The sequence below is a fragment of the Pseudomonas laurylsulfatiphila genome, from assembly GCF_002934665.1.
In the GTDB taxonomy this organism is placed as follows: Bacteria; Pseudomonadota; Gammaproteobacteria; order Pseudomonadales; family Pseudomonadaceae; genus Aquipseudomonas; species Aquipseudomonas laurylsulfatiphila.
Genome location: NZ_NIRS01000004.1, coordinates 88,971 through 112,674 on the forward strand (window position 1 = coordinate 88,971; position 23,704 = coordinate 112,674).

Annotated in this window: 25 protein-coding genes; 1 reads left to right on the plus strand and 24 read right to left on the minus strand. The window is 59.8% G+C overall.

Annotated elements, in window-relative coordinates:
- Nucleotides 1-66 precede the first annotated feature (66 nt).
- Nucleotides 67-1,068 carry an AraC family transcriptional regulator gene (locus CD175_RS15070; protein ID WP_104449956.1) on the plus strand — a complete coding sequence of 334 codons (1,002 nt, stop codon included), beginning with the start codon at nt 67-69 and terminating at the stop codon, nt 1,066-1,068.
- Between the two features lie 46 nt (nt 1,069-1,114).
- Here the strand turns inward: CD175_RS15070 and CD175_RS15075 are convergent, their stop codons facing one another.
- From CD175_RS15075 to CD175_RS15190, 24 genes are all read right to left on the minus strand, one after another.
- Nucleotides 1,115-3,082 carry an acetoacetate--CoA ligase gene (locus tag CD175_RS15075; protein WP_104449507.1) on the minus strand — a complete coding sequence of 656 codons (1,968 nt, stop codon included), beginning with the start codon at nt 3,080-3,082 and terminating at the stop codon, nt 1,115-1,117.
- A gap of 99 nt (nt 3,083-3,181) precedes the next feature.
- On the minus strand, nt 3,182-4,501 hold the full coding sequence (locus CD175_RS15080; protein WP_104449508.1) for an MFS transporter: 1,320 nt from the start codon (nt 4,499-4,501) through the stop codon (nt 3,182-3,184).
- A 125-nt stretch (nt 4,502-4,626) separates the two neighbouring features.
- On the minus strand, nt 4,627-5,661 hold the full coding sequence (locus CD175_RS15085) for a beta-keto acid cleavage family enzyme (protein ID WP_104449509.1): 1,035 nt from the start codon (nt 5,659-5,661) through the stop codon (nt 4,627-4,629).
- 59 nt (nt 5,662-5,720) lie between these two features.
- Complete coding sequence (locus CD175_RS15090; RefSeq protein ID WP_104449510.1) at nt 5,721-6,569, minus strand: TauD/TfdA dioxygenase family protein; 849 nt, start codon at nt 6,567-6,569, stop codon at nt 5,721-5,723.
- Between the two features lie 177 nt (nt 6,570-6,746).
- On the minus strand, nt 6,747-7,718 hold the full coding sequence (locus CD175_RS15095; RefSeq protein WP_104449511.1) for a quinone oxidoreductase family protein: 972 nt from the start codon (nt 7,716-7,718) through the stop codon (nt 6,747-6,749).
- Nucleotides 7,719-7,933: 215 nt separating this feature from the next.
- Nucleotides 7,934-8,728, minus strand: coding sequence for a DNA adenine methylase (locus CD175_RS15100; RefSeq protein WP_104449512.1), 795 nt, complete (start codon nt 8,726-8,728; stop codon nt 7,934-7,936).
- A 202-nt stretch (nt 8,729-8,930) separates the two neighbouring features.
- The gene (locus CD175_RS15105; protein WP_104449513.1) at nt 8,931-9,965 is read right to left on the minus strand and encodes a phage late control D family protein; all 1,035 of its coding nucleotides are present in this window, start codon (nt 9,963-9,965) and stop codon (nt 8,931-8,933) included.
- Between the two features lie 51 nt (nt 9,966-10,016).
- Nucleotides 10,017-10,223, minus strand: coding sequence for a tail protein X (locus tag CD175_RS15110; protein WP_104449514.1), 207 nt, complete (start codon nt 10,221-10,223; stop codon nt 10,017-10,019).
- Nucleotides 10,198-11,055 (minus strand): phage tail protein, encoded by an 858-nt coding sequence (locus tag CD175_RS15115; protein WP_104449515.1) that lies wholly within the window; start codon nt 11,053-11,055, stop codon nt 10,198-10,200. The genes CD175_RS15110 and CD175_RS15115 overlap by 26 nt, the downstream gene beginning before the upstream one ends.
- A gap of 9 nt (nt 11,056-11,064) precedes the next feature.
- Nucleotides 11,065-13,416 carry a phage tail tape measure protein gene (locus tag CD175_RS15120; protein WP_104449516.1) on the minus strand — a complete coding sequence of 784 codons (2,352 nt, stop codon included), beginning with the start codon at nt 13,414-13,416 and terminating at the stop codon, nt 11,065-11,067.
- A gap of 142 nt (nt 13,417-13,558) precedes the next feature.
- On the minus strand, nt 13,559-13,867 hold the full coding sequence (locus CD175_RS15125) for a phage tail assembly protein (RefSeq protein WP_104449517.1): 309 nt from the start codon (nt 13,865-13,867) through the stop codon (nt 13,559-13,561).
- A gap of 11 nt (nt 13,868-13,878) precedes the next feature.
- On the minus strand, nt 13,879-14,382 hold the full coding sequence (locus CD175_RS15130; protein WP_104449518.1) for a phage major tail tube protein: 504 nt from the start codon (nt 14,380-14,382) through the stop codon (nt 13,879-13,881).
- A 12-nt stretch (nt 14,383-14,394) separates the two neighbouring features.
- Nucleotides 14,395-15,558, minus strand: a complete 1,164-nt coding sequence (locus tag CD175_RS15135) for a phage tail sheath subtilisin-like domain-containing protein (RefSeq protein ID WP_104449519.1) — start codon at nt 15,556-15,558, stop codon at nt 14,395-14,397.
- Nucleotides 15,559-15,660: 102 nt separating this feature from the next.
- Nucleotides 15,661-16,248 carry a hypothetical protein gene (locus tag CD175_RS15140; RefSeq protein WP_104449520.1) on the minus strand — a complete coding sequence of 196 codons (588 nt, stop codon included), beginning with the start codon at nt 16,246-16,248 and terminating at the stop codon, nt 15,661-15,663.
- A complete protein-coding gene (locus CD175_RS31975) occupies nt 16,248-18,557 on the minus strand; it encodes a phage tail-collar fiber domain-containing protein (RefSeq protein ID WP_338066215.1) in 2,310 nt (769 codons plus the stop codon). Before CD175_RS31975 ends, CD175_RS15140 begins: the two co-directional genes overlap by 1 nt.
- On the minus strand, nt 18,550-19,161 hold the full coding sequence (locus tag CD175_RS15150) for a phage tail protein I (protein WP_104449521.1): 612 nt from the start codon (nt 19,159-19,161) through the stop codon (nt 18,550-18,552). The genes CD175_RS31975 and CD175_RS15150 overlap by 8 nt, the downstream gene beginning before the upstream one ends.
- 1 nt (nt 19,162) lies before the next feature.
- On the minus strand, nt 19,163-20,041 hold the full coding sequence (locus CD175_RS15155) for a baseplate assembly protein (RefSeq protein ID WP_104449522.1): 879 nt from the start codon (nt 20,039-20,041) through the stop codon (nt 19,163-19,165).
- Nucleotides 20,038-20,364, minus strand: a complete 327-nt coding sequence (locus CD175_RS15160; RefSeq protein WP_043302559.1) for a GPW/gp25 family protein — start codon at nt 20,362-20,364, stop codon at nt 20,038-20,040. Before CD175_RS15160 ends, CD175_RS15155 begins: the two co-directional genes overlap by 4 nt.
- A 13-nt stretch (nt 20,365-20,377) precedes the next feature.
- Nucleotides 20,378-20,608, minus strand: a complete 231-nt coding sequence (locus CD175_RS15165; protein ID WP_219735594.1) for a hypothetical protein — start codon at nt 20,606-20,608, stop codon at nt 20,378-20,380.
- 56 nt (nt 20,609-20,664) lie between these two features.
- Entirely contained in the window at nt 20,665-21,225 is a 561-nt protein-coding gene (locus CD175_RS15170; RefSeq protein ID WP_104449523.1) for a phage baseplate assembly protein V, read from the minus strand.
- Nucleotides 21,192-21,755, minus strand: coding sequence for a hypothetical protein (locus tag CD175_RS15175; protein ID WP_104449524.1), 564 nt, complete (start codon nt 21,753-21,755; stop codon nt 21,192-21,194). The genes CD175_RS15170 and CD175_RS15175 overlap by 34 nt, the downstream gene beginning before the upstream one ends.
- Nucleotides 21,748-22,383, minus strand: coding sequence for a hypothetical protein (locus tag CD175_RS15180; RefSeq protein ID WP_104449525.1), 636 nt, complete (start codon nt 22,381-22,383; stop codon nt 21,748-21,750). Before CD175_RS15180 ends, CD175_RS15175 begins: the two co-directional genes overlap by 8 nt.
- Nucleotides 22,380-22,694, minus strand: coding sequence for a head-tail joining protein (locus CD175_RS15185; protein ID WP_104449526.1), 315 nt, complete (start codon nt 22,692-22,694; stop codon nt 22,380-22,382). Before CD175_RS15185 ends, CD175_RS15180 begins: the two co-directional genes overlap by 4 nt.
- A gap of 2 nt (nt 22,695-22,696) precedes the next feature.
- Nucleotides 22,697-23,692, minus strand: coding sequence for a major capsid protein (locus tag CD175_RS15190; RefSeq protein ID WP_104449527.1), 996 nt, complete (start codon nt 23,690-23,692; stop codon nt 22,697-22,699).
- Nucleotides 23,693-23,704: the final 12 nt, after the last annotated feature.

Below are 23,704 nucleotides of genomic sequence, written 5' to 3' on the forward strand. Positions count from 1 at the left end.
TTGCCCATGCATTGCGCAGTAGAGGCAAGTGAAAAAAACAATAATGAGGCAACCTTAATGGCCCTGATGGCTCGTACCGCTGCCCTGACGAATTACCTGGAACTGTGTACGCAGTTGGGTGTTAACCCCCAACAGTTGCTCTCTGAGTTCGGGCTCAGCACGCCGATGTTGAAGAGCCCGGAACTACGTATCCCCATGACAGTGGTGGCAATGCTGCTGGAGGCAACCGCAAAAGCCAGTGGTTGCGAAACATTCGGCTTACGCATGGCCGAGTCACGACAGCTTTCCAACTTTGGTGCAATCAGCCTGCTGCTTACCCACCAGCCAACCTTGCGGGATGCCTTGAACACCATTGGGCAATATCGACATCTGCTCAATGAGTCACTGGCAATGGATATCACTGAGACGGACAAGATAGTGATCATTCGCGAGGAAATCATCGTCGACCCGTCTACGCCAAAGCGGCAGAGCATCGAATTGGCCATTGGCGTGCTGCATCGGCTATGTGGTGCACTTCTAGGTAAGAGCTGGCGCCCGCTGAGCGTCAGTTTCACTCACGCCGCGCCGAAAGATTTAAATGTTCACCGTCGAGTTTTCGGCTGCAATGTTGAATTCAACGATCAGTTCAACGGCATTGTCTGTCTTGTGTCGGATCTTAATGCCACCAATCCAACCGCAGACCCGGTGATGGCGAGTTATGCCCGAAGTTTTTTCGAAGCGCAGCCTGGCGCAAACAAGGGTTCGACACTTAACGAAGTGCGTCAGGCCATTTACCTATTGCTGCCCATGGATCGCGCCACGATCAGGCAGGTAGCCCAATCCCTCGGCATGAATGTGCGCACCTTGCAACGAAGGCTGGAAGAAAGCGGCGTTAGCTTTTCCGAACTGCATGAGCAGGTACGGCAGGACCTGTTGCTGCGTTATATGGAGAATCCACGCTACTCTTTGGGCCAGGTCGCAGGGCTACTGGGCTACTCATCGCCCAGCTCGTTCACCCGCTGGTTTACGGCCCAGTTCGGCATGGCGCCGGCGACTTGGCGGCGCCAGCGCCTAAACAACGACGAGTAATGGAAGTCACTGCTGACCCAGGGATCAGCAGTTCGGGCTCCGACCTTCAGACAGTCAGTTCGTTGCGATCCCGGAAGTATTCCAAGGCCTCGGGATTGGCCAGTGCCTCGACGTTCTTCACCGACTCACCATGCACGACGTTACGAACCGCCAGCTCGACAATCTTGCCGCTCTTGGTCCGGGGTATATCCACGACTTGCAGGACCTTCGCAGGAACGTGGCGTGGCGTGGTGTTGTTGCGGACCTGCTGTTTAACCCGCGCCACCAGGTCATCGTCGAGCTGCTGGCCATCACGCAGTTTCACGAACAGTACAACGCGGGTATCGCCTGCCCATTCCTGCCCGATCACCAACGACTCGACAATCTCCGGCAACAGTTCAACCTGGCGATAAATCTCCGCAGTGCCTATGCGCACACCTCCGGGATTCAAGGTGGCGTCGGAGCGTCCATAGATAGCAAAACCACCTCGACTGTTGATCTCGGCGAAATCGCCATGGCACCAGATATTGGGAAAACGTGCGAAGTACGCCGCGTGATAGCGCGAGCCGTCAGTGTCATTCCAGAAACCTACCGGCATGCATGGAAATGGCTGGGTGCACACCAGCTCGCCTTTGACTTCGCGGACGGACTCACCCTGCTCATTGAAAACTGCCACCGCCATGCCCAAACCAGCACGCTGGATTTCACCGCGATACACAGGCTGTATAGGTACGCCGACCACGAAGCCCGACAGAATGTCGGTCCCACCGGCGACCGAGGCCAAGTGTAAGTCGCTCTTGATTTCGCGATAGACGTAATCGAACCCCTCTGGAGCCAGCGGGCTGCCGGTCGACAGAAAAGCCCGCAAGGCCGTCAACGAATGGCTGTGACGTGGGGAAAGCGCCTGCTTGAGCAAGGCATCGATAAACTTGGCCGACGTGCCGAAATGAGTCATGCCTTCGTCGTCGGCGTAATCGAAAAGAATACTGCCAGGACGTCCGTCACGGCCTGCCATAAACGGTGATCCATCGTAGAGCAGCACCGTCGCCCCGGATGCCAGGCCGGACACCAGCCAGTTCCACATCATCCAGCTGCAAGTGCTGAAGTAGAACAAGCGATCGTCGGGATGCACATCGGTGTGTAGTTGGTGTTCCTTGAGATGTTGCAGCAACGAGCCACCGTGTCCATGAACGATGCATTTGGGAACACCGGTCGTTCCGGAGGAAAACAGGATGAACAACGGATGATCAAAGGGCACTTGAGTGAATGCGATGTCGGTTGCCGCGTAGGGCTCGATAAAGTCGGGGAAACGGACACCACCGACAATGTTGGCGACATCCGGTACATCCTCCACATACGGCACGACTACGGTACTCAGGAGGCTCGGCAGTCGAGCCGCTACTTCGGCATTTTTCTCCAGGCAATCGACGCGTTTGCCGTTGTACCAATAGCCGTCAACGCACAGCAGCAGCTTGGGTTCGATTTGCCCGAATCGGTCGAGCACTCCTTGAACACCGAAGTCTGGCGAGGCCGACGACCAGACTGCACCCAGCGAAGTAGTGGCTAACATGGCCACGAGGGTTTCTGGCATGTTCGGCATGACGGCGGCAACGCAATCACCCTTGCCGATCCCCAACGCCTCCAGGCCTTGGCGAAAGCGAGAAACCTGGGCATAGAGTTCACCTCGGGACAAGCGTCTGCGAACCTTGTCTTCGCCCCAAAATACCAATGCATCACCGTCGTCGCGGCGAGCCAGCAGCGATTGTGCATAGTTCAATTGCGCATTCGGGAACCAGCGTGCTCCGGGCATCTGCCCACTGTTTTCCAGCACTACATCACCCAGTTCGCCGACTCCGCCACAGAACTCCCAGACCAGTGGCCAAAACTGCTCAATCTCCTCGACAGACCAACGCCATAGCGCGTCGTAGTCGGTGAAATTACGCCCGGTACGCGATTGCACAAATTGCATGAAAGCCATCAGGCGTGTGTTGGCGATGCGCTCGGCGCTGGGCTGAAAAATGGGTTTCTCGTTCATATCAGTCTCTCTCGGTACAGGCAGACGGCCAGAGCGAAGCGGCCGAAATAAAAGGTGCTCCGGTGAAGGCCCGGATGCAGCAACATTAACGGTTGAATCTCATGACGCCGCGCCCTCCGCCGGGGCGGAGCCAGGTGATCTCAACTTTCCGATATCACGGTGGTAGTGATGCTTGCCATACCAAAACACCAGGGCAGATGCGACGGCCATCAGCGGGATGATCTGGAAGGCGTGGTCCAGGCTGACCGCATCGGCCAGCATGCCGGTGACCAGTGGGCCAGGCGCCAGACCCAAAATATTGTTAGCCAACGCCAGCACCGCGAATGCTGTGGCGTGCACCGAAGGATGGGTCAGATTAGCCACCATGGCACCGGCCGGCCCGCAGGTGCCACTGGCGACCAGCATCCCCATGCTGATCAAGGTGAGTTGCAAGGCGCCTGGCGGCAAATGGAAAGCCACTGCCAGTAACAAACCGCTGATCAGGCAATAGGCAATGGCCAAGGTGATTTTGCGGTCTGGTGCTTTGCGGCACAGGCGATCACTCAACATGCCACACAGGATCATGCCGCCACCGCCGATCAGGACGATCAACGCCGAAAGCATGCCGGCCTTGTCGGTGTTCATGTGGTAGTAGCGATTCAAATAGCTCGGAAACCAGGCGAGTACCGAGCCAACGACAAACAGCTGGAGGCCATTGCCAATGTAGGCGCAGATCACCGAGCGACTGGCAAACAGTGTGGCCAGTGGGCGTTTAATAGTCTCTGCTGCGGCCTGGCCCTGCGAACTGCATGGGCGTTGCGCGGTAATGCGTCGCTCACGCACAACAATCAGGTAAACCACCGCCAGGCACATTCCGAACAGTGCCATGCTGGTGAACGCGACGCGCCAACCCAGGTGTGCGGCGATAACCCCGCCCAACGCCATGCCCAGCACCGAGCCGAACATGCTGCCGGCCATGAACGCACCCGACAGGGAAGCGCGCATATGTTTGGGGAAAACGGATAACACCACGGCAATACCGACACTGCCATAGGCCGCCTCACCGGCGCCGACCAGAAAGCGCGCGACAAACATCTGATTGAAGTTTTCCGCAATTGCGCACCCCAGTGTCGCCAGGCTCCAGAACATGGCCATCAGCACCAGGCTTTTGACGCGTCCCCAACGGTCTGCAAGCAACGACAATGGAATGGTCAGTAAACCGACCATGACCGAGACGATACTGCTGAGCATCCCCAACTGCGCGTCACTCAGAGCCCATTCGGCCTTCAGTAGCGGGAAAACCGCGTTGAGCACCTGGCGTGACATGTAATCGGAAATCAGCAGGCCAAAGGTCAGTGCGAACACAACCCAGGCAAACCTACGGGGAACGCTGACGGCGACGTCCGCGCAATCACCGACGGTGGCGTGATGGAAAGCCATGGCAGTTCCTTGAGTCGATGTGTCTTGTTGTTATTAGGTTCAGCGGCAGGGAACGTTCAACGCCCCCTGCCTTGGCCAGTCTGGCTGGCTATCGATAGCACAGGTCTTGGGTGAAGGTAGATCCGTTAGTGACGCGGCTTGCGATTCGGTGCGAAACCATTCGCGGCCAGCGTTTCGTCCGCGTCCTTGTAGAACGTACCGATCTTGTAGATTTCGCGGGCCTCTTTGCCATTGGCAACCGGTCGTGCGCATTCATTGGCGATGCGCACCAGTTGCTCAATTTGCTCCACGCTGCTCATTTTGCGCGAACGATCAGGTGTCCAGATCGTATCTTCGATACCACAGCGCACATGCAGCCCCATTGCAATGGCCATCATGTTGAGCGGCAGCACGTTGTTCATCTGGCCCTCGAATGTCAGCACTGCGCCATCCGGTACTGCCCGCATGAAGTTGGTCATGTTGTAGGGCGTCATCGAGTCTGCGCCACCACCGATGGGAATCCAGGTCAGAATCAAAGGCACGTTGCAAACACCACGGCGCATCATGCGTTCGACGGTTTCCAGCGAGTTGATGTTACCCATCTGGAACTGTACCTGGATGCCGTTCGCGCTCAGGCGTTTGACGTGCTCTTCCACCCACCCGGGGCCGGCCGGAATGGTCATTTCGCGGTAGGCGATCTGTTTCACCGGATCAGCGAACGAGGTGCCGGCAAGATCGGCGTCGGACAGCGCCTCGATGATGTTGAACTGGTTCGAATTGATGGCCAGGGTTACCTGATCCGGCTTCGGTGTCAGCTCGGCCAACATGTGGCGTGTGTCGTCGGATAGCCATTTGGCGACCTCGCCTTCCGACTCCGGCGCAAATGAAATCGAGCCGCCCACCTGAATGATCATATCCGGTACGGCCTCACGTACTCCGGCGATCAGCTCGTTGAACTTGGACAAGCGTTTTGAGCCTTTGCCGTCAAGTTCGCGCACATGCAGGTGCAGCACTGTGGCACCGGCTTCATAGCAGTCGACAGCCTTCTGTACTTGTTCGTCCATGGTGACCGGAATGTCTTCCGGGAAGTCACCGACCTCGAACTGAGGGCCATAGGGAGCAACAGTGATGACCAGTTTTTCCTGATTTTCGGGGTATAGCGAACCGTCAATGAAATTCATCGGTATCTCCGAGGACGAATTGTTTTATTAAGAGTTTTTTCAGTCGACAGAAGGAAAATCTAATAGGGCTTACTGCCTATGATTACGGTGCGATCCATCTTTCGATGGCACGCTGGATAATCCATTACGGCATAGTGCTGCGTTGCGCTGTTGTCCCAGATTGCGACACTGTTGGGTTCCCAGCGCCAACGCAGCTGATATTCCGGGATATAGGCCTGACTGATCAGATAGCGCAGCAATTCTCCACCACCGGGGTTCGCGTCCTGCCCATAGCGGACATGTTCGCTGGTGTGGAAATTGGTGAAGTGCGTGGTAAAGACATTCACGTACAACACCTTCTCGCCGGTTTCCGGATGCGTTCGCACAACTGGATGCTCCGCATCCGGGTATTGGGCTTTGAGTGCCAGGCGTTTTTCCATCGGCATCGTTGCACCAAAAGTGGCCTCGATACTGTGGCGAGCCCTTAAGTTGGCAATCTTTTCCTTGATGTAGGCAGGTAGATTTTCATAAGCCAGCGCCATGTTTGCCCACATCGTATCTCCCCCAACCGGAGGGCATTCAACACATCTCAACACTGCACCCAATGGTGGGGCTTCCCGCCAGGTGGAATCGGAATGCCATGCATTTTCGTAACGGCCGGGTCCTTGATCCGGTGTCTTGTAGATACGGACCAGGCCAGGATGCTCCGGATCACTGCCCACGGCCGGGTGATCTTCCAGATCGCCGAATCGTCGCGCAAATGCAACGTGTTCCGCGCTGCTGATGTTCTGATCCCGTAGAAACAGAACACGATACTTGAGCATTGCTGCGCGGATTTCGGCGAACAGATCGTTATCGTGAATTGCATCCACTAGCTTAACGCCCACCAGTTCGGCGCCCAACGCACAGGTTTGTTGTTTTATGTGCATAACGCAAAGTTTCCTAAGTCACTTTTATTATTCGGCGATGAATGCTCCGTCGCGCCGCCAGAGTTCGAACGATTGCGTCCTTGTGCGGTAACGAAGAAGAAAACAGCTTTCGTTTCAATTACGCGTGCATGATCTAAGTGCGAGGGCTTCAGTTCGCACGCCGGCTCCACTGCGACGTCACGGAACCAGCACAGTCGCCCCGATCGTCTTTCGCGACTCCAGCATGCGATGCGCTTCGGCGGCCTCTGCGAGCGCGAAGACCTGTTTCGGCTCGCTCGAAATCTTCCCGGCAAGCACCAGATCGAACAGTTCCTTGGCCATGGAGAGCATGTGCGAGCGAGGCTTGATGTAATGCGCCATCGCCGGACGCGTGAACCAAATTGACCCCTTCAGGGCAAGCGTCAGCGCATCGATATTGACGGGGCCGGAACTCGTCCCATTGCTGACGAGGGTGCCACGCACTTGCAGACTGTCCAGCGACGCCTGCAGGGTATCCTTGCCAACAGAGTCATAGACGACCGGTACACCCTGTCCGTCTGTCAGTTCGCGCACACGCTCTGCGATGTTCTCGCGAGAGGTAACGATCGTATGCGTGCAACCGTTAGCCTTGGCGATTTCAGCCTTTTCGTCACTGCTGACGGTGCCGATCATCGTTACCCCAAGCGCCCGCGCCCACTGGCAAGCGATCAGGCCCACCCCGCCCGCAGCCGCGTGGTACAGAATCGTCTCGCCACCCTTTAACGGATAAACCTGACGGAAAAGGTATTGAGCCGTCAGGCCCTTCATGATGAGCGTCGATGCTGTGCGATCCGAGATCCCGTCAGGCAGCGGAATCAGCACCTCGGCAGGAATCACACGCACGTCGGAATAGGCGCCTTGCGGTCCCATCAAATAACCGACCCGATCTCCGACTCTGATATCGGTCACACCCGGCCCCACCGCTTCCACGACGCCGACAGCGTCCGTACCCAGGCCGCCCGGCAGTTGTGCAGGGTAATAGCCGGTGCGGTGGTAGATGTCGATGAAATTGACGGCGATGTAGCTATGTCGAACGCGAGCCTGCCCCGGCCCCGGTTCACCGACCTCGACGTCTTCATAACGAAGCACTTCGGGTCCACCGGTTTCGTAAAAGCGAACAGCTTTGGCCATCTCGTTTCTCCAGTCTGAATTTTCTTGTCGGGCTACGGCCCTCTGGACTGGAATATACGAATGTTCGAACGTGGGTTATGTACATCTCGCGACGGAGACTATCCAGTTCATGACAAACCGTTTCGCAAACCAAGGAAGATGTTGGCTCGCCGAGACTGATTGGGGGGCAATATCGAAGAGGCAATGAATGGCTGCCATGGGTCGAAACTCGCACGTCAAAACAGTCCTCCCAATGCCTCTGGCTCCCAGTTCATAATCACCAGTTCGCCACTGACCTCGGCCTTGCCCTGCCGTTGGTTGGTCGTGGTGTAGCGGATGTCCAGCCTCTCAAAGTGAAAGCCTTCGAACACCCGGCGGATGTCCGGGTGGTCGTTGATACTGACCATCACCCGGCCCTTGCAGCGGCGCATGAAATCGGCCATGCGTTCGTAGTTCTCAAACGGAAAATCCACCCCGTAACCGGCGGTCTGCCAGTACGGCGGGTCCATGTAGTGGAAGGTGTGCGCCCGATCGTAGCGTTCGACGCATTCCAGCCAAGGCAGATTTTCGACGTAGGTGCCGGACAGGCGTTGCCAGGCGGCCGAAAGGTTTTCCTCGATCCGCAGCAGGTTAATCGATGGGGTGGTGGTCGCGGTCCCGAAGGTCTGCCCAGAGACTTTGCCGGCGAAGGCATGGTGCTGCAGGTAGAAAAATCGGGCGGCGCGCTGGATATCGGTGAGAGTCTCGACGCGGGTCATCTTCTGCCACTCGAACACCTGCCGCGAGCTGAGCGCCCATTTGAATTGGCGCACAAACTCTTCAAGGTGGTTCTGTACCACGCGGTACAAGGTCACCAGATCACCATTGATGTCATTGAGCACTTCAACCGGCGCGGCCTGGGGGCGCATAAAGTACAGCGCGGCGCCGCCGGCAAAGACTTCGACGTAGCATTCGTGGGGTGGAAAAAGCGGGATAAGACGATCGGCCAGGCGGCGTTTGCCGCCCATCCAAGGGATGATGGGGGAAGACATGGATAGCAAGACCTTTACTGTATAAATAAACAGGTGCTAGGCTCGCTCTGCTTTGTGCACAGAGCAGGAGCCTTGGCGGGACTTGCAGGGACAATCTGCGGGGACGGTGGCCAGGCTGGATGTTGACGCATCCAGACTGGCCGCTCCTTTTAATTCGAGATTAAAACTTCTTTAGCCGGGCACAGCTCACGCAGCTACACAATTAAACCGGCACTTCGAGCACGACTTTTTGCGGTTTCCCTGAGGCCTTGGCCTTGCCCTCCTTACCGCCATTACACTCCACCGACACCGTCCACCCGGACGGGGTGAAGGTGTGATCCACCGATTCCACCAGGTATTCACCATCGAGTCCGCGCTTGAAGCCTTGCGCCTCAATTATGATTTCGGCAAACAGGTCGGTCCGGCCGGGCAGGTCCAGACGCACCGAGGCAGTCGAACGATTGAACGCCGCCAGACGCGCTTTCGCTGCTTCATCGGCCGCCGTGCGGTCCGGATAGAGGTGTCGATCGGTATGCACCGGCGGCAGGCCCTCGGGCACATTGGGATTGTCCAGGTGCGAGATCAGCAGCTCACCGCTGGCCGGGTCCTGGTACTGGGTGCTGACCCCTTGATGGGCACTGCGGTCGCTCAAGCGAAACTGCCAGCGGGTCACATCACTGCGCTGCAGGGCGATCACCGCCAAGGCCTTGCCACTGGCGCTCTGTCCGCCCTGTCGCGGCAAGACCAGCAGCTTGCCGTCGGCCACCTTGGCGGTGCAGTCGTGCTTCTTGGCCAACCGGGTGATGAAATTGAAGTCCGACTCATTGAGCTGATCCATGCGTGGCACCCGGGTATCGACCGGGCACGACGGCTGCCAGCCATTGCGCGCTGCAACGTCACCGACGATCTGCGCCAGGCTGACATTCTCCCAACTGCCACTGCGGGTGGTTTTGCCGCTGCCGCGCATGTCGCTGGCCTTGCCGCTGATCACCAGCGTGTCCGGTGGGCCGGAGACGGCCACCTCGTCCACGGTGTAGCGGCCCATGCGCGTCAGGTCGGCGCCGGCATACCCCAAATAGACTTCGATACTCGCACCACGCACGGGCAGCGACACCGCGCCGTCACGGTCATCGATGCGCAGTTCGAATGAATCCGAGGCCATCCCGGGCCGGTCGGAAAGCTGCAGCGACACCAGACGATCATTGATCAGGCTGGTGATGTCGGCACCGTCGGCCACGATGCGGAAAAGTGGTTGCATGTCGGTACCTCAGACAAAAAAGGCCCGCACTCGGCGGGCTGGGTAACGGGATCAATCCCACAACGAAATGACGCTGTCCGGCTCCACCACCAGGTCCGGCAGCGTGATCAGCACGCCGGCCCGGAACGGCTGCGGCTCATCGGCCAGGCCCTGATTGGCCGCCAGTACCGCCTCGACGCTGCGGTTCAGGTGGCCGTAATAGTGGTGGCACAGGGTATCAAGCAGATCCCCGTCAGCCGTTCTGCAAGTCATCGCCATAACGGACAAACTCCAATGAAAAGCCCTGCTTGCGTGGGATCGCCCCGGGCAGTAAGGCGCTTTGCTCTTCTTCAATATTGGTCAAACACCAGTTGCCCAACACCTCGCCATAACCGGTAGTCAGGTTGAGTGGCAGTAACTTGGCGCCGATGCTGCGCAGCGTATCCAACTGCTTCAGTCCGCCTTTGAAGCTCGGGTAAATCGCGCCCTTGATGGTGATTTTTTCCTCACCCAGGCCCACCGCCTGCTGCGCCGGACGCCGCGTCAGGCGCTCCTGCGCGGCCCAGCGAAACGACGTCTGCCGCCGGAGTTCGTCAAACGCGGCGGTGTCCAGGTTGAAGTAATACGGACGTTCATTGGCCTTGAGCGGGTAGAGAATCAGCAGGTGTGGGAACGGCTTCACCGCGTCGGCTATCGGCGTCATGTCGCCGGCAAACCATTCCGTGGGCAGAATGTTGCCCAACGCAGCATTGGCCTTACCGGCCACCTTGCTGAACGCCGCGCCAAACCGGCCGATCTGTTCGGTCAGCGCGGAAAAGTGCTCATCAAACTGGGCCAGCGCGCGCTGGGTCTGGTTGTAGTAACTGGCGACCTTGCCAATCTTGGCCTGCGCCGAGTTGATCGCATCTTGCAGACGTCGGGTCTTGTCGCTCAGGTCCTCGCTGATAAAGGGCAGACCTTCCAGCGCATCGGCCGCCCCGCTGATTTCATTCAGCGCGCCATTCATTGGTCCGGTCATGGACTCTAGGTCAGTGCGCCCGGCCTCCCCGGCGTCGACCATGTACTTCAGCCCGCCCTGCAGGTGCTGCAGGTAAGTTTTTTCATCCGCCATTTCACGTCCTCAACCCACGTGGGGTGCATCAAACAACTGCCGGGCGCGCGCCTCCCGGGCGAAGTCTTCAAACTGACGACGCAGATACGGCATCAATTCCTGGACCAACTGTGCCGGGTCTTTCACATCACCGTGCACCTGAAAAACCGGGGCTGGGGCGAAGGTGAACTGCTGATCGACCTTCGGCCATTCGGGTGTCTTTATTGCGATGGTCGACATCAATGCCGCCGCCGTGACCGGCGCGGCGGGGGCGTTTTCCATCGAGCGCACGACCGCGCCCACCCCTTGGCCGGCAGCCATGGGCAAGATGCCGATCGGTGCTTTGGGTATGACCGGCGTGTCCGGCCCGCCAAACAAGGCCTTGCCCATGGTTGCGCCCACGTCACCGCCGCCCCACGCGCCGAGCGCGCCACCGATCATTCCGCCAATCGCGGTTCCGAGCAGCGGAATGAACGAACCGATGGCCGCGCCGGCCGCTGCACCCGCCAGGCCACCGGCCAGCCCACCCGCCGCCTCACCGTAGCCTTCGGCTTTTTCATCACGGGTGGTCGCGTTCTGGTAGGTGTCCAACACCTGAACGCCGGCACCGACTGCCGCCAGCGCCCCGCCCACCTTCATAAAGCGCGTGCCCTTGGACGCCCGACGTCTCACGCCTTTGCCCTTCCCGTCTTTTCCGTGATCCAGCCCGTCGTCATCGCCGTCATTCACGTTGGTCACGAACACCCGCTGCACGATGTTGGACCGGTCACCGGCCGAACCACGGGCGATGTTCACCAGCCCCCGACCGATTTTCAGCGCGGCCCAGGCCTTGCCCGCCAGCAAGGCTCCGGCACTCAGCGCAGCCAGGCCCAGCACCACCTTGGGCGTCTCCTCCGACAAGGCAGTCAAGCCACGGGCCGTCGCACCGATACCGGTGGCCAGAGCATCCGTCGCCGGCCGCAGGGCATCACCGATCGCGCGCAGCGAATCGTTGAACGCCTGACCGGTTTCGGCCCAACGTTGCGATGAGCTCTCGCGCCGTTCGCTCAGGTTTTTGTCGAGAATGTCCTTGCGCGGGCCGTCGGGGTTCGAGGCGCCTTTTTTCAGCTCCGCGTAGAATTTTTTGTTCTGGGTGTACGCCATCAGGGCCGTCTTGACCTGCATGTCGGCAAACACATCGCCGGTACGCAAGGTCGCGGCCAAGGCATCGGCCATCGCTTGCGCCTTGGCCGGGTCCGTCTCTTGGCTAATCTGGGTCAGGCCCTGATCCAACTGTTTGGCCTTTTTCGAGTCGGTCTTTTCCACGTACCGGCGGGCCAGTTCAAAACTGGCTTCGAACGTCGACAGCCCCTTGGCAATGGCGGCGTTCATCGAGCCCTGATAGTCGATCCCGGCATCGGCATAACCCTTGACGGTTTCCCCTGAACCGATTTTCGCGATCCAGTTTTTCAGGTTGTTCGCCGCCTCATCGGCACTGCCGGCGCTCTTGATCTGCACCTGCAACATGGCGCCCAGCTGGGTCACCGCCTCCTGACCGGTGATACCGCTGCTGGCCATCTGCGCCAACAGTTCCGGAAACCACTTGGCCATGTCAGCCGCCTCGAAGCTGCCTTGTTGGCCCAGCAACGCGACCGACGCCAAGGCCTGCTCCATTTTTTTCGGGTCGGTGATCTTGGCGTTGTTCTGCATCGCCAGAATCATCTTCGCCGTGTCGGTGCCCGACGCGCCCTGCCCGACTGCAAACTTGGCCGCCACCGGGGCGTACTTCAGCGCTTCAGTCAGATCCATGCCGCCACCGACCAACTGATTCACCAGGTCAGCCACCTGGGTGTTGGCCATGCCGGTGTCTTTTGAGGTCTGGACGATGTCGCGGGCGGTGTCCATTTCCTGTTGGGTGTTGGCGGTACCGGACTTGATTGCGATGTCGCGAATGATCGCCTGAAAATCTGCGCTGACCTTGGTCGGCACCGCAGCCAGCGTGGTACCGGCCACTGCCGTACCAAATCCGCTGCGCAGGCTCTCCCGCCCCTCTTCGACCTGCCCCATACCCTTGGCTTTGAACTCGGCACTGCGCACCACCTTGCCCAGCGCCAGGTACTCCTGACGTAGGCGACCGACTTCGACACCCTGCTTACGCAAGCTGTTGGTGTTGGTTTCCAGTTTGCGCAGCAAGGCGTCGGCATTGGCCGCCCCGCTGTCGTGGGCTTTTTTCCACTCATCGCGCAGACGCATGGTCTCGCCGATGACTTTCTGCAAGCCCTTGGCGCGGGTGGATTGCGCTTCAAGCTTTTTCATTTCGCCGCTGACGTTCTTGAAGGCGGCGCCCAGGGATGAATCGACGGCACCGCCAATCACCAGCCCGAGCGAGAGTTTGTTCGCCATGCAGGTTACCTGTGTGCGACGGGATTAGGCTCAGTCCGTGAGCCACCAGACCATCTCGGAAAACGACAGCCTCTGAATCTCGGCCGCCGAAAAATTCAGCTCGACGGCCAAGCGTTTGGCCAAGGCCTTTTGCAGCCGGGGGTTAAACCCCGTCGTCTGCTCCCAGACGAAAATAGGCGGTCTGCAAACGACGGTAATCGCGCATCAGCAGCCCCTCCAGATCCGCACGGCCGATGCTCGCCAAGCTGCAGAACAAGACCATCTCCTGCTCTTCTTCGTTGCTGCCGCCCTGCAAGGTGGCAGCGCGCATCTCGCGCACCGTCGGTTCGCGCAGGGTCAGTTTGTCGACCTGAATGCCGTTGGCCTGACTCGGCCGAGACAGGGCCACGGTGGCAATGCCATCGCCCAGTTGCAGCCACTTGGGCAGGACGTTGTCTTTTGCGTTGCTCATGGTGTTGCTCCTTACATGCCCAGGGCAGACCGCACAGCGGCCAATTGGTCGACGCCGTCAATGACGCGGATTGAGTTGAGGGGATCGATTTCAAACATCACACTGCCGTCGATTTCCAGCTTGTAATAGGTCACCGCGACGGCGTACTTGAACTCGCCTTTTTCACCCGGTTTCCAATCCCCCGGATCGACTTCCTTGAGGCTGCCGCGCAGGGTGGCGACCACCGCCTTGACTGAGCCTTTCTGGCCCTTGAAGGCGCCACGGAACGAGGCGTTAAATGCCGTCAGGTCGGCTTGGCCAAAAAACTTCAGCACCTCGCGGCGCACGCCATTGGTAATGAAGCTGGCTTCGAGCTTTTCGGTGCCCATGTCGATCTCGACCGGCGCGTCCATGCCGCCGGCGCGGTACTCGTCGGTCTTGAGGGTCAACTTGGGCAGGGTCAAGCTCGGCACGTCGCCTTGCAGGCTGATGCCGTCCACGAACAGGTTGGTGTTGTAGAGCACTTCCGGAATCATAAAGCGGCCTCCCTAGGCAGCGGTGTCCAGCACTTCAGTGATCCACTGATCGGTCACCTCCACGCGAAAGTTCGGGTTTTCGGCCGGCGGTACGTCGGTGAACCGAATGTTCCAGTACACCTTGCCGTCGCTGAGTTCGCTGGAGGTGTTCAGCTCTTCGTCGGCATACACCTCGAAGTTGATAATCGCGCCTTGGTTCTTCAGGTCGCGCATGAACGCCTGCAGGCCTTCGGTCACGTCCTTGACGTAGGTCGCGGTGATCGAGCGGTCCACGGCCCACTTGTGGGCGTAGAGAATGGCGTCCATGACAATGTCTAGCGTGCGCACACGGGTGACGAACTTCCATTTCGGGTCGCTGGACAGCGTGCGGTTGCCCCACAAGCGATAGCCGTCGTCACGAATGATCGTGGTGATGTTGGCGTTGTTCAGCAGGTTGGCCCGGCAGGAGGCATCACCGTCGAGAAACTCGATCGGGCGCGTGGTGCCGGTGATGCCAACAAACTCCTTGTTCGACGGCGAAGCCCAGAAGCCGTAGGTGGCATCGGTCCAAGCAAACAGGCCGGCGGTCCAGGCTGAAGCCGGTGCATTGACCGTGGCACTGGTCCCGGTGTCCCAGAATTGCACGCCAGGGTCGACCATGTAGGCGTGTTTGCTGCCGAAATTTTCGGCATAGGCGATCGCGGCTTCGTCGGTGGTGTTCGGCCCGTCGAGGATGGCCATCGCCCGCATTTTGTCGCCCAGCGCGACCAGCTCGGTGGCGACCGCCAGCGTCGCCGAGTACCCCGGAGTCACCAACAACCGGGGCTGCGCGTTGAACTTGCTTTTACCGTTGAGCAACGCCTGCATACCGGTACGCGTGCCGTCGGCCCAAACCCCGCCGATGATCGCGGACAGCTGCTCGGCCGGGTCTTCCAGCAGCGGCACGCCGACGGCGACAATCACCGCCTTGGACCGTTTGAAAATGGCTTTGCAGTCCTGGGTGATCGCGGCGTCCGGCCCCCAAGCGGCGACCGCTTCGCTTTCGCGGGTGATCAGCAGCAATTCGTTGGCCGCCGCGGTCGCCGGCGGCGCCACGGTAAAGGTGTTGCACAGGCCGATGATCGACGCGGACGGGGTGGCGATATGCCGGGCGCCGGTGTCCACCAAGGTCACGGTGACGCCGTGAAAAAAACTCATAGAGTGATGCTCCAGAAACGAAAAAGCCCCGCATAAGCGAGGCCGTGGGGATGTGCGGTGACGTGCAGCATGGAAAAGAAAACGCCCCGGCAATGCGGGGCGTCAGGACGCGGTGTTGGTCGATCCGTCCGGCTTTAGCGGCCGTTTATCAATGGCCGGAAAGTCTGGCGAAGTTGGCCAGGCCCGCAGTTCATTGCGGTAGGTGCGCCAGGCGAGCTCCGTATTGCGCGCGGCCGGGTCAGCATCCAGATGCTTGTCGATCTCTCTGCCCGCCCAATGCAGTTCATTTTCGATCCACGATCGTTCTCGCCGGCTCTGTAGCGCCAGATCGAGCGCGGCATCTAATACCCAGTCGAGACCATCCCAGAGATAGGCCGAACTCGGTCGCGGCAAAGCTGTCAGCTCGGCCGGCAACTCGCCCGGCATCGAGTGCGTCACCTCGGCACCGTCAGTGGTGCGGAAAGCCACGCCCCGGAAGTCGGGCACGACACCCCATGCATCCTGCTGCCTAACGACCACCTGTTGTTCCGAAGCTTGTGGTGGTTCATCCAGCGTTGCGCCAGCCGGTAGACCGCAGCCACGGCTCACATAGATTTCGTTCTTTCCGAGGTATTCACCAGAGGTTTCACTGAACGTGTAAACCTCGACCCAACCGCTCTCATCAAAAAAACCATTCACTAAAGTAGTCATCAATACATCCTGCAGATGTAGTTGTAAGCCACGTTACGCATGCGGGTTTCTGGACTCACACGGGCGACGGCTGAAGGATTGAAAGTTACCGACATGTTGCCCGTTGTACTGACTCGTGGTGCAGCGGGTATATCACTCGTCATGTAACCCGTAGCCGTAAATACGCCGGTCGCGGTATTCACCAGCAACATCGAATCATCGTCCTGTAGCCTGAGTTCACCCGTCATGTTTTGTAGCGTGTCGAGTTGAAGGCTCAACACGGCGCGCCCAGAGTCGGGGTCGATTCCACGCCCGCCATCCAGACCACGAATCGACTCGGCGCGCATGTCTGGCAGGAAGCCGCTGGGATACACGGCGGCCAATGCCGGGTACCACTCGACATTGAACGGCTGCCCCCCCATCAAAACGCATTTGTCGGGTGGTGTAGTGGTCGGCCATGGAAACGGCACGCCGACAGGGACGGCAAATATGGAAGCAGGATCAAAATTGGACTGGGTCCAGATATGCCCGAAATCCTGCACATCAACCTGTACTTTTATTTGACCCGAGGCGTTGTGATAGCCGATGTAGATTTTATTGGCGTCTTGACCCGCCCCCCCGCCTTGCTGCACGGGAGTGAAACCCAGTGCCGCCTGGTACGCAGCAGGGTCAAAGTTGCTAGTGTTCCAACCCGTTACCCACTCACTGAATTCATATCCCTCTGGGGTCTGAACTGCGCCTCGGGTATAGGTTGTACCGGAGTTATAGCTGGTGATTTGTTGCCAGAGGGTGTCTTGACTGACTGCAACCAGCATGGGGGAGAATTGACCGCCGGCAGGCATGTTCAGGCTGGTGTTCACCCGGTAAATGCCCACAGTGGTGATGGTGTTTAGATCAGTGCCGTCGGGAAGGACAATCCCCCCGTGACCGATACCATAAGCACCCGTGAGCAATACATGACCTGGGGTGTCATCTTGGGGAGAGGTTTGTTTAACCAGATTGGTTGAGTCCCAGATGCTTTCCCATTGGCCCCAAACACCGGCAGTCAAGGCCCGGCGGTGTAGGGTGTGGTCGGCATTCCCATAAATCTCCTGGAAGGCGTATTGACCTGGTGTAATCGCCGAGACGCGAACCCAACCCTCATAGATCCCGCCACCTGGCCCTCCTATGCCATTGCTGACGAAATAGAGGGCCGTCTCCGCGTTCAGGCCACCGATGTCAACATCACTGACCGCATAGGCAGGCCCGCCCCAGCCGAACGCTCCGACCTTCATCAGCGCATCAGGCGTTTCATCGTGCAGATGGACCTGCACAGCAGCGGTCGCAGCGGTGCCCAGCCCGAGGTTATTCCGAGCCTCGACCACATCCGCAACATCGCCCAAGTTTTCGGTCACTGCCAGGGCATCGGTGATGCCGTAGCCGTCCAGGGTGGTCGGGTTGGTACCGGCAACCACACGCCCGAGGGCATCGACAGTGACACTGCGAAACGTGCCCACACCGACCCCGCTGCCGCCCGCGATCATTTCGAACTGCAAACCGGTGGTGCCCAGATCAATCGGCGCATCGGTAACCAGTTGCCAGAGGCTGTCGCCGTTGGCTGTGCCCTCTTCCACATGGATAAACAGCCCCGGGGTTACTTCCAGACTGTAGTCGGCATCGGCGGAACGCGTCCAGCCTTCGGCGCTGACAACATACAGGCCATTGTTTTGGGCTTCTGCCTGTGCGGTCACCAGCACGCGGTCACCGACGACCACGGCCACGTCATCGATGGTCTGCACATTGCTCAGGGCAATGCCGGCGGTCGCTGCCACCCGCGCTGACTGCTTGTGATCCAGCTTGGCCAGCGCTTCACTGATCGCCAGGTCGACGTATTCACGGGTGGCCAAGACCACGGCCGGGTCGATCTTCAGCACGATGTTTGCCGAGCTGCTGACGATGAAATTCATCCGCACGACCTGGGTCTTGCCACTGCCCTGGTCCAGCAACGGTTTGTAGCTCGGCGCGCAGTTGGCCACCGCCACCAGATCACCGTCGACATCGTACAGGCCGATCTCGCGAATCCACTCACCACCCACTTCCGGCGGAATGATCTGCTCGGTGATCACCGTGTTGGGGTTGACCGAATCGACCCGGATCTGGTTGATCGGCGCCCGGCGCCATTCATTGATCAACTGGGTTTGCAGGCGATCGGGAATCGGGTCGGTGCCGTTGGCATCGCCCAGGCCCATCTCGGTAAACATCCAGTCCAGGCCCATGGCGATGGCATTGGCATGCTTGGCTTCACCGACCGCCGTGAGAATGGCAAAAAACTGACTGGTCTTATCAATCATAGGGATAAACGTCCAAAGTATCGGTTTCATCGACGCAGAGCGCCGGGCCAAAAGTGCCGGTCACGTCAATGTCTTTCGGGGCCGGTGGGTACACGTCGATCTCTTCGCCTTCTTGCACGCACACGGCAATGCCCAGCACACCCCCGGTCTGCAGACTGAGCGCCAGGTTGGTCATGTGCCGGCTGACCGGGCGGGCGTCGTCGATCAACCATGCCAGCTCCTCGTACAGCTCCTCGGTGATGCCGGCGTCATTCAGCCCGACCTCCAGAGCGAACGTACCGGGCTCACCTTCCGGCACGGTGTCGAACCATTCCACGACGTCGATCAGGTAGCCCAAAGGTTCGACCACCCGGCGCAGCGCGCCGATGGTGCCTTTACGCGCATGCACGTCGTACGCCGAACGGATTGCCGTGCGCTTGGCCTCCTGGGTCCAGTTGTTGTTCCAGCGGTCCACCGACCAGGCCGACGCCAGATACGGCAATAGGTGTTCGGGACAGGTGTCAGCGTTGTACAAACTGCGCAGCGGAATCAGCGTGTTCTCGTAATTGGCCGCTTCCACGGCCAGCTCCAGCGGCGTGCTGTTGAGCGGTAACTGAGTGCTCATGTCAGGCCCCCAGCGTCACGCTGTAGCCGGTGCAATACGCCGCCTCGGCCTTGGTCGGTTTGATATCGGTCCAACCCAGCAACTCAACCCGGGCGATGCCGGGAACGTGCAATTGCGCATCGATCCCCGAGCGCGCCACTTCCAGACCGAGGCGGCGGCGTGGGTTGATCCACTCGCTCAGGCGTTTCTGGCTTTCGGCCAGATAGGCTTCGTTCTCCGGCCCCGGCGCTTGCGGGTACAGCACCGCTTCAATGTGGTAATTGATAACCACGGCGCTCTGCACCGTGAGCCGATCGGCCACCGGCCTCACGTCCTCGTCATTCAGGTGCAGCCGGACCTGCTCCAGCAATTCCGGCGAGGCAGCGCCACTGCCATCCAGGCTGAGCACTGTGACCACCACAACGGCCGGTGACGGACTTTCCGCCGTGGCATCGGCCACCAGGCCCGAGGCGTTGCGCGCATGCAGGATGTAGCTGTTACGCGGCCCCGCCGTGGTCAACCCCTCATACGACAGCTGCACCCGCTCGCGCAGGGCATCGTCCTCTTCGAGCACCTGCGGTGTCGGCGGCACCGTGCTCGGATCTCCCGCCTGAATCACCAGGCGTTGCAGGTTGACGTTGGCGGCCAGGTGATCGAGGTCGGCCCGCTCGGCATGGGCCAACAGCAAAGCCTTGCCCGCGTCGTTGACTCGCGCCCGGTTCTGTAAGGCGCCATACGCGGCCTGCTCGATCAGCTTGAGTACCGGGTCGCTTTCCAGCTCCGCGCTCCAGTTATCGCCCATGCTCAGGCGGAAGGCTTCGAGTTTCTCCTGGTAGACCTCCTCAAAGTCGAGGTCTTCGAGCACTTGCGGCGGCGGCAGGGCCGCCAGTTCCATGGTCATGCGGACACCTCCAAAGTGACGTCACTGCCCAGGTACTGCCCGGTCAGCTCAAAGGTGATACGCCCGTCGAGGATGGCCACGGCGCGCACCCGCCCTAGTTTCAGGCGAGGTTCCCAACGCCCGAGCGTGCTGGCCACTTCCGCTTGCACGGCACTTTTCCAGCCGTCATTGACCGGCAGGTCGACAAAGCGCCGCAGTTTGCTGCCGTACTCCGGCCGCATGCGCCGGCTGCCCAAGGGCGTGGACAAGATGTCCTCGATGGACTGGCGCAGGTGATCGAGGCCGGAAATGAGTTGGCCGGTGCGGCGGTCCAGTCCGATCATCCCGATCATGGGATCAGCCCTCGACCGCGACAAAATCCTTGCGACCCTGCAAATACTCGAGCGCGACCGTGTCCTCCGACGCCACCGCAACCTGGCCCTTGTCCACTTTCAAGGTGCGCCCGGCCTCCAGCAGGACCAGCACCCGCGAGGTGTACAGGGTGTCGCGGAAGGTACAGAGCGCGGCCGGCGTGGCCGGGATCGGCTCATCGCTGGCTACCGATACGTCCTTGGTTTTACTCGTCATGGTTGTCTCCAGGCATGAAAAAGCCCGCGCGCGGCGGGCTGAAGGTGAATGTTCACTCAATGCGAGTGGTTGCTGCTGTTGCCCCCGGCGTCCATGATCGTGCCGGCGCCGATGATGTCGCCGGACACCCTCAGCGCACCGTCGATGCTCACCTCACCCACCAGGGTGATCTGGCTGGCCGTCACCCGGACTTGATCCGGTGTCACTTCAAACTGCGAGCCACCGACCGTGATCGTCGCGCGGCTGCCATTGGGCAGGTCAATGCGGTAACTGCCGACCTGCCAGTCGTAGACCAGCGAGCCGCCATCGTCGAAGTACCAGGCCTCGACGTGATCGCGGTTGTCCGGCGGGGCCCCGGCATTGCCATACAGTCCCGGGATAAAGGTGCCCATGGCCGGATCACCGCTCGGGCTGAACAGCGCGCCCTGCTCATTCAGGCTCGGCGCGCGCCAATGACGGGCCTTGCCCGCCGCCAGGCTGTGCCAACGCACCCAGGCACTGACCCAGGTACCGGCCTTGACCCGCACCCGGCCGGCCATCAGATCGACGCCGACCACCACGCAGGGCATCAGCATCGCGGCAATCATCCGGTCGTGTTCGGCGCTGGCGTATCCCATGCCAGATCCTCCGGCTGAAAGTAGTGGTCTTCATTGCCGGTACCGGTGCAGCCATCGACATTCAGGTACAGGGTGCCCGGGGGCTCGACAGGCCACAGCCACTCAACCTCACCGAGGTAGATCTGCTGGGTCCACTCCACCGTCCACACGGTGTAGCCATCCAGTTCCGGTTTGGTCCAATCCTGACGCGACGCCACAAACTGCGCCTGTTCGACGTTGTCCAGTCCCCAGGTTTGTGCCCGCAACACAATGGCAAGTTGTGCGGCCAACTGGGCACCGAGTTGCTGATGACGGGCCAACTCGGGCGCGACAATGACCCGCGCTTCAAAGCGCTGGACCAGCACCGTTTCACCGGTGCCGATGTCCGGCCCGGGTTCAAACTCAACCGGCTCGAGAAATACCGCCGGCAACGCTATCCGGTCCTGAATGTCCGGACAGGTCGCCACAAACCGCACCGAGGGCAGTGCCTGGCGGATGTGGCCCTCGATGGCGGCGTACAACGCATCCAGCGAAAAGGCAGGATCAGACACGAGCGCTCCCCTTCAGGTATTTATGCAGTTCAAAGTTCATCTCTTGTCTGAACACGACCAGTAGACGCTCGTCGGCCTTGTTGGCCCAGGTGTAAAACGGACCTTCAACGTCTTCGAGCGAGACCTTGGCCTTGGCCAGTGGAAAGCGATTGTCGTTTTCCGCGATCCAGCCCGAACTTGTGCCGCCACCCGCGGACGCGCTGCTGCCGGGATAGTCATCCGGGTTGAAATGTTTGCTGGAGGTGCGGATCCAGATATCCGCCTTGTTGCCATAGACGCGTTTATAAAACGCACCCTGATAACGCCGCCCCGCCACCGAGACACCGGCCTTGCCCTGCCGGGGATTACCAATCCGGCTGGCCTCCATCGGGTTGGTGCCGAACCAGAGTTTGCCCAACTGCCCCTGGCCTTTGATGGGATAGCTGCGCAAGCGCTGGCGCACCGCGCGGACGGCAATCCGCTCCTGTTTGCTGACATCGCGTGCCATGTGTGTGGCCAGCCAGCCCAACGTCTTGTTGATTGCCCGCCGTTGCGCCGCGGCAGCGGCCTTGGGCATCACTTTGGCCAGCTGTTTAAAAGCCTGCATATCGTCTGCGGAAAACTGCAGAGAAACTGGCACGGCACTCATGCTTTTAACCTCAACGACAAAGCCACCAGACCATCACCTGCAGGCTCCAGATGAATCAGGGTGTACTCGCCACCACCGTCCAGCACGGGCAACTCGATCTGTACCGTCTGCGTTTTTTCAACGCCCGCGGCGTCGGCCACCCGAATGTGAAAACACGGTTCGCGCAAGCCGGTGTTCAAGCGTCCGATTTTGGGCTGCAACCAAGGCGCCGAGAACATGCCCAGCACGCGCCGACCTTCAATGAAACCAACATCGGCCAGGGTGTCGAACACCACGCTGTCAATCTCCGCGACCAGGTCTCGAAAGGCCATGGTCAGAGCGTCAGCAGGATCTGTGCCCGTGGACGCGTGCACAGGTGCAATGGGTTGGATTGGGCTTCACCGGCCATGCCCTTGTTGAACGGCAGTGGTTCCAGCTTGCTGTAATACGGCAGGCCTTGGGTGTTGGCGGTTTCCATGTAGTCCGCTGGGGCAAAGCAGGAGATGTACAGTTCCGGCACGCCTTCGGGAATCAACAGGGCTGTATCGTCATGAATAAAGGACACGCCAGCGATGCGCCCGCGGTAGCGCTCCCAGACGATGCCGCCCAGCTCGAAGCTGTCCCGCGCATCACCACGCAATTCGGCTGCCTGAATCGTATTGAGGTAGGTTTCCTCAACCGATTTGTGCGTGATCAGCTTGTTCCAGAAATTCTTGCCACAGAAGGCCCGCGCGCCCGAGCTGGTGACGCTACCCAGTTCATCGTCCTGCATGTCCAGCGCTTCGGCGCACTTGACCCGGATCTTCGTCGCCGAGTCGTTCAGGCCCATGGACAAGCTTTGTTGCTCCACACCGAACGCCTGATAGATGTTCAGCAGGACCGTCGAGCCGTCCGCATCCAGCACCAGGCCGTTCAGTGCGCCCATGCGTTGAAATTCATGGGTGGCATCGAGCTGACGCTTGGCCTTGCTCAGACGAGTGTTCACTACGCCCTGCACGGCCTGCAACTCGGTGGTCGTACCAAAGGCACGAATGCCCTGGATCTCGTCGGCCTTGATGGTGAAACGCTGCGGCAGGTGCACGGTGTTGAACGGGATCATCTGACGCTTGCTTGCACCCACGACCAGACCCGAGGTGCCGCGCTCACCCGCCGGCACCAGGGCCAGGGTGTTGCCGTCCTTTTCGATCTGCACGGTCAGGGTACTGATGCCTTCCTCACGAAACAGGCCCAGGCTGCTGATGCGGCCCGGCAAGTATTCTTGCTCATTGATCGCCGCGGTCAGCGAAGACACGGAAAAAACATCGTCGGTAAAAATGCCAATGTCGGCCATGAAGGGACTCTC

Bases quoted from the DNA above. Each gene is read 5' to 3' on its own strand.
- CD175_RS15070 (WP_104449956.1), top strand. From the start codon at position 67: ATGGCTCGTACCGCTGCCCTGACGAATTACCTGGAACTGTGTACGCAG.
- CD175_RS15075 (WP_104449507.1), bottom strand. From the start codon at position 3,082: ATGAACGAGAAACCCATTTTTCAGCCCAGCGCCGAGCGCATCGCCAAC.
- CD175_RS15080 (WP_104449508.1), bottom strand. From the start codon at position 4,501: ATGGCTTTCCATCACGCCACCGTCGGTGATTGCGCGGACGTCGCCGTC.
- CD175_RS15085 (WP_104449509.1), bottom strand. From the start codon at position 5,661: ATGAATTTCATTGACGGTTCGCTATACCCCGAAAATCAGGAAAAACTG.
- CD175_RS15090 (WP_104449510.1), bottom strand. From the start codon at position 6,569: ATGCACATAAAACAACAAACCTGTGCGTTGGGCGCCGAACTGGTGGGC.
- CD175_RS15095 (WP_104449511.1), bottom strand. From the start codon at position 7,718: ATGGCCAAAGCTGTTCGCTTTTACGAAACCGGTGGACCCGAAGTGCTT.
- CD175_RS15100 (WP_104449512.1), bottom strand. From the start codon at position 8,728: ATGTCTTCCCCCATCATCCCTTGGATGGGCGGCAAACGCCGCCTGGCC.
- CD175_RS15105 (WP_104449513.1), bottom strand. From the start codon at position 9,965: ATGCAACCACTTTTCCGCATCGTGGCCGACGGTGCCGACATCACCAGC.
- CD175_RS15110 (WP_104449514.1), bottom strand. From the start codon at position 10,223: ATGGCGATGACTTGCAGAACGGCTGACGGGGATCTGCTTGATACCCTG.
- CD175_RS15115 (WP_104449515.1), bottom strand. From the start codon at position 11,055: ATGGCGGATGAAAAAACTTACCTGCAGCACCTGCAGGGCGGGCTGAAG.
- CD175_RS15120 (WP_104449516.1), bottom strand. From the start codon at position 13,416: ATGGCGAACAAACTCTCGCTCGGGCTGGTGATTGGCGGTGCCGTCGAT.
- CD175_RS15125 (WP_104449517.1), bottom strand. From the start codon at position 13,867: ATGAGCAACGCAAAAGACAACGTCCTGCCCAAGTGGCTGCAACTGGGC.
- CD175_RS15130 (WP_104449518.1), bottom strand. From the start codon at position 14,382: ATGATTCCGGAAGTGCTCTACAACACCAACCTGTTCGTGGACGGCATC.
- CD175_RS15135 (WP_104449519.1), bottom strand. From the start codon at position 15,558: ATGAGTTTTTTTCACGGCGTCACCGTGACCTTGGTGGACACCGGCGCC.
- CD175_RS15140 (WP_104449520.1), bottom strand. From the start codon at position 16,248: ATGACTACTTTAGTGAATGGTTTTTTTGATGAGAGCGGTTGGGTCGAG.
- CD175_RS31975 (WP_338066215.1), bottom strand. From the start codon at position 18,557: ATGATTGATAAGACCAGTCAGTTTTTTGCCATTCTCACGGCGGTCGGT.
- CD175_RS15150 (WP_104449521.1), bottom strand. From the start codon at position 19,161: ATGAGCACTCAGTTACCGCTCAACAGCACGCCGCTGGAGCTGGCCGTG.
- CD175_RS15155 (WP_104449522.1), bottom strand. From the start codon at position 20,041: ATGACCATGGAACTGGCGGCCCTGCCGCCGCCGCAAGTGCTCGAAGAC.
- CD175_RS15160 (WP_043302559.1), bottom strand. From the start codon at position 20,364: ATGATCGGACTGGACCGCCGCACCGGCCAACTCATTTCCGGCCTCGAT.
- CD175_RS15165 (WP_219735594.1), bottom strand. From the start codon at position 20,608: ATGACGAGTAAAACCAAGGACGTATCGGTAGCCAGCGATGAGCCGATC.
- CD175_RS15170 (WP_104449523.1), bottom strand. From the start codon at position 21,225: ATGGGATACGCCAGCGCCGAACACGACCGGATGATTGCCGCGATGCTG.
- CD175_RS15180 (WP_104449525.1), bottom strand. From the start codon at position 22,383: ATGAGTGCCGTGCCAGTTTCTCTGCAGTTTTCCGCAGACGATATGCAG.
- CD175_RS15185 (WP_104449526.1), bottom strand. From the start codon at position 22,694: ATGGCCTTTCGAGACCTGGTCGCGGAGATTGACAGCGTGGTGTTCGAC.
- CD175_RS15190 (WP_104449527.1), bottom strand. From the start codon at position 23,692: ATGGCCGACATTGGCATTTTTACCGACGATGTTTTTTCCGTGTCTTCG.